At 39.6% G+C, this 4,553-nt stretch carries 5 protein-coding genes and 1 pseudogene; 4 read left to right on the top strand and 2 right to left on the bottom strand.

The features are described 5' to 3' along the window. Positions 1-113: 113 nt before the first annotated feature. From ACED28_RS22750 to exsE2, 4 genes and pseudogenes are all read left to right on the top strand, one after another. On the top strand, positions 114-548 hold the full coding sequence (locus tag ACED28_RS22750; RefSeq protein WP_017098094.1) for a CesT family type III secretion system chaperone: 435 nt from the start codon (positions 114-116) through the stop codon (positions 546-548). A gap of 254 nt (positions 549-802) precedes the next feature. Continuing rightward, positions 803-922, top strand: a pseudogene (locus ACED28_RS22745) (ISAs1 family transposase); the annotation flags it as partial. Between the two features lie 203 nt (positions 923-1,125). Next, positions 1,126-1,572, top strand: a complete 447-nt coding sequence (locus ACED28_RS22740) for a type III secretion system chaperone (RefSeq protein WP_017098095.1) — start codon at positions 1,126-1,128, stop codon at positions 1,570-1,572. A gap of 7 nt (positions 1,573-1,579) precedes the next feature. Then, on the top strand, positions 1,580-1,870 hold the full coding sequence (gene exsE2 / locus ACED28_RS22735; protein ID WP_017098096.1) for a T3SS regulon translocated regulator ExsE2: 291 nt from the start codon (positions 1,580-1,582) through the stop codon (positions 1,868-1,870). A gap of 608 nt (positions 1,871-2,478) precedes the next feature. On the opposite strand, the gene ACED28_RS22730 is transcribed toward exsE2, so the two are convergent. Both ACED28_RS22730 and ACED28_RS22725 read right to left on the bottom strand, forming a co-directional pair. Next, a complete protein-coding gene (locus ACED28_RS22730; RefSeq protein ID WP_017098097.1) occupies positions 2,479-3,675 on the bottom strand; it encodes a hypothetical protein in 1,197 nt (398 codons plus the stop codon). A gap of 6 nt (positions 3,676-3,681) precedes the next feature. Next, positions 3,682-4,116, bottom strand: a complete 435-nt coding sequence (locus ACED28_RS22725) for a CesT family type III secretion system chaperone (RefSeq protein WP_017098098.1) — start codon at positions 4,114-4,116, stop codon at positions 3,682-3,684. Positions 4,117-4,553: the final 437 nt, after the last annotated feature.

Raw genomic sequence — 4,553 nt, 5'->3', positions numbered from 1 at the left:
GAAACGCACGAAATGGGGCTGCTCTGTCTCTAACTGAATTACGCAACAAAGCCGTTATTAAACTCACTTTTTGGTCTACTGACACGCCTTTTTACAGTAAATAAGTAAACAATATGAGTCAGCAATATATAAAAGTAGTTGAAATGCTTTGCCAAGAGCTCGGTCTAGAGGCAGCAAACACTGAAACGAATAATGTGACAAGCATTAAAGTAGGAGAGCAAGAGTGCCACATTACCGAACACCCAAGTGGACGTTTGATGATGTTAAGTAATTTAGGTGAACTCAACAAAAACAATGCTCAGGTTTTGCTTGAAATGAATATGTTTAGCCAAGATGAGAAAAAACCAGTTGTTGGCTTTGATAATAAAAGTAATAACCTCATTCTTTGGAATCATCAGCCTATCGTTCAAGCCGATCGGTACACGGTATATCAACAATTGGAATTGCTCAGCCAATACTATGAACAAATAACCTCTCTAGCTAACAATATAGAATCAAAATCTATCGACAAAGAATCACATTTTTACCCTACAACTTTTCGCGTTTAATTGTATTAACCTAATAAACTGCAGGGAGCTGAAATACTATTACAGCTAGCGGTCTGCTCTCAACTTGCTTCACACGCAAGTTGATTACAGTATTCCCTAGTCACATCGGGATGCTTGGTTCAGGAAGAGCTACTTGGTTTGAAGGCGAGGCAACAATTCTTGCTCCATTGGTACTACATCAAGAATTATTAACAAAGTATGTAAACAAAGACAACTAGCCCTTTGAGAGTGTGTCACTGAATCAGTTTCATCATCAACGTTTTGTTCAGGACTGATTTAGGAAATCCGAAAGGGACTTATCAGTACCAAGGAAGATGAATAAAGCTGCATGGAATAAAGATTACAGAGCCTCCGTTCTGTTTACATCAGATTAACAAAGTACATTCGTGCCCTTATTGAGACCATAAAAGGAATAGAATCACGCTTAAGAAGCGCGAATGCCGAAGAACTGCGTATTTTGGTAATTGCGATCTGACTGAACCTTACGTAATATATAAAAAATATCAACCAATAATAATATAAAAAACACCTGTTTAACCTATAATAACTATTAACATTTAATGAAAGGACTGTTTTTATGTCAGTACGCCAAATTGTAGATGAGGTTCTGATAGAGTTTTCTCGTCGAGTAGGCTTGCCTGAATTACATTTGACTGAAGACGAACTGGGGTTAGCTTTTGACGATAAGTTAAGAGTGCATTTAATTTTTCACTCTAAAATAGAAACACTTCAACTAGAAGTAGAGATTGTTGACCTACAAATTGTTAATTCTGATCTTTATCGTTCTTTTTTGTCATTCAACTATCACTGGTCTGAACATCAACTATTTTTTAGTCTAGATAATCACAGGCACAAGCTGTGTTTAAACAGGTTGCTTCGTGCCGAAAAACTCGACTATGAGCTGTTTGAGAGTGGACTTGCTGAACTGCTCACACAGAGCGAATCTTGGGAGTCCTTGTTGTCTGCTCATGTCGTAACAGAAGTTTCACCGTCTATGCTTCAGAGCTCAGACTTAAGAGTTTAGGTACCTTATGTCCAATGACATCAAACCAAAAATAAATGATATATATTTCAATAACTTAGAGAGCAAGGGACAACCTCCCCTCGCAACGCAAGGCACCTTTCTGGGGCGAACCGTTGTACAGACTAGTCCTGGAGAGCGAGAGGCGAATCGAGCCAACTCCAAACTGGAGTTAAGTGAGTTGTTGTCGATGCATGCGAATGTGGAAATTTATAACTCAATCTTAAGCTTCGAAAAAGACCCTCATTCTGTACAAGCCTTATTGAATAGAAAAATCCAAGTGATCAGTCAGTCTCAATAAAAACGACCATAAATCGAAATCGGCCCTAGTTTTGAGCCTTGTGTAACTATCCTCAACTTGTGCGTTGTAATGACACAGAGTTAAAGCGGTACTAATAGCTGTAGCACACAATACACGCTGTTTCAGATAGTGGACACTTGTGATAGTCAAATTTTTGCTTCCCGTTTTTTTGAGCCGTGAAGCTTAGGTAGCCAAAGATTCAGCACTACTTAGACGCCTATCTTTGTAGGGGAAAGGTAATCCTCATTGTTTACATGCGTTGCCGGAGGAGAATAACTCCCTCTATAAAGCCGTTTAAAAAACTTCTTACTCTCATCACCTTCTAATATTGTTTAAAATCAATGCATACATAGATATAATGACGATTTATGCCATAACTAAAGCTGTTTTACGATAAATGCGACGTTGTTGTTTAATTCAGTTAAGAAAAAGAGTTATTTTAACACACTTCTATCGATTTGACCTTCAAACTTAAATTGCAGACACCACCTTAGTTGGTGGTATCTGCGTTAGTTATTATATGTTCAGAAAATCAACTATTAGACGCTCGCCTCTCATTTGCCCTACAACACCAGACTACATAAAAATTTGCGTTTTTATATTTATTTCTACTTCAAAACTTCCGCAATATCCGCTGTACCGTTTAAGTAAATAATTGGCACTCCAAGTTTTTGGGCTAGGGGCTCAGCATGCTGCTTGAATAACTCGTACTTATCATTTTTGGATAACAACGTTTCTCCTTTCCAATCGGCTAAATCTTGGTGAGAGGCTGTTGGGGCGCTGTCGTTGAGGAAAAACCCTGCTATTTCCACCTTCTCGGTTGCCTTCTGCCCCTCGTGGAGATTTACACCTCCAGACGTACAGATAAGAATTTCATTGCGCATCCCATAGGTTTTCTTCAGGACTTCACTTGGAGTGTTGGTATGCCTTTGATGTCGCGGTAATTCCTTTTTTGCTAGTAACCCTGTACGTTCATAGTCAGGCATTGCCTCATAGCGGGTCTTTGTAGCGTTCTTATCTGAGACGTTGACAAGATCTTCAGTCCGATCAAGAAGACCAATGTTGGTTTCCGACATCAGATCGTTTGGACTAGCGGCAATAACATTTTGTTCCGGAACTTTCAGAATTACACCAACGGAGCCATAAGTGAAAGTCTTGCTCTGGTTTACGATACTAGTGCATGCTACATCCCAGGAGGTTAGCGCACTTTCTGCATCAATACTAAAAACGCCCTTCCCTTCCATCAAGTGAGTTATTGGTGCGGTGTGGACAATAAACTGAAAATCTTGTTTTGACTGGTGCCCACGCACTCCCATTTCACCACTTACTACTGTAGGATCTGTAAAACCTCCACTATCCCACGAGCGCACAAAGTTTTCCTGAACTGCTGGGTTATCGGCTTTTTGGTGTAACGCTGCGGTCAGCTTTTTAGCATCTGAGGATGAAGCTCCTTGACCATGTAATGCTTTGATGAAACCTTCTTTCATCCGGCTTATCAAGCCCCCCTTGTTCTGTCTGATTACATGCATATCTCGAATTTCGAACTGTCGTCCGTCATCAAGAGTAAAACCTCCCTTCGCTTGTTCTTTGTTCATTGCTGTCATTGCTGTCATTGCTTCATCCATACTTATCGTGATAGCAGTTTTTTCTCCTGTGGTGGGTTGTTTCAGTGTAGGTCCTGTTGGCGCGATATCCTGCAGTAGTTTAGCTTTGTCAGGCTGAACCTTTAGTTCATATGGACTCTTGGTATGAGTTGAAGTGTTTGTGACATTAGTCGTTTGAACTGGATTCAATCCAATAGGCATGAATATTTATCCTTTTATAAGCTGTTGAGAATAAGGCATGGTTACTTCATTTATCGGTTCTGATACCGAACTAAATTGAGTTCTAAGAGTACTCATAAGCACAATGAAGTTGTTCATCGTGTTCTCAAAGTCGATTTCATCGCAATCAACTAAGCTAAGCTCATGAATGAGAAGCAGTTTATTTTGATGCGTCGCTAACCAACAACGTTTCATCGTATCCTGTTGTCCGTTCAGTACCATACTGCTGCGGAGTATATACAATTCATCCTTCATAGAAATATCCGTTATCTCACCATGAAGTAGAAGCTCCTGTCCATCTTCAGAGAGTTGGACCAGGAGGGAATGAGCCTCGTCTACCCGCATATGGCACCGACGGTCAATTAGAGTTAGCTGCTCGTTGATATTTCTCAGCCAGTATTTGACATTACTTTCTCTGTCCATTTTATCCTGTTCAATTTGTCATGGTTTTACCACTTAGATTAACGTGCAACAAAAAAACGGCAATCATATGTAGCCGTTATTTTTTATGTTTCTACGGGAACAGTTTCGATGGTCTCCGTAAAATGGTCGGAAATAGCATTTTCACCCTCAAATTACATCATCTTAATTATGTTTATCTAATTGAATTTTGTATACTTTTTTAAAGTTTTGGTAAATGATTATAATTTGCTTAGCCAGCCAAAAGCGAGACCCAATTCCATAGGCATTGGAACGTAAATGAGTTGGTTAAGTGGTAAGATTAGCTTTGTTTCGCAATTCAGTGGAACTAAATTAAGAATCTACGACCTGAGCAGCTACCACCACTCTCTCTCGTAGCCCTATGCCTAAACCTCGTTATAAAACAACCAACTGGAAGCAAAATACAATCAATAACTCAT

Source organism: Vibrio sp. 1F253 (assembly GCF_041439295.1).
Taxonomy (GTDB): domain Bacteria; phylum Pseudomonadota; class Gammaproteobacteria; order Enterobacterales; family Vibrionaceae; genus Vibrio; species Vibrio tasmaniensis_A.
Note: the sequence above shows the minus strand (reverse complement) of the source record. Positions and strands in the feature narration are given on the sequence as shown.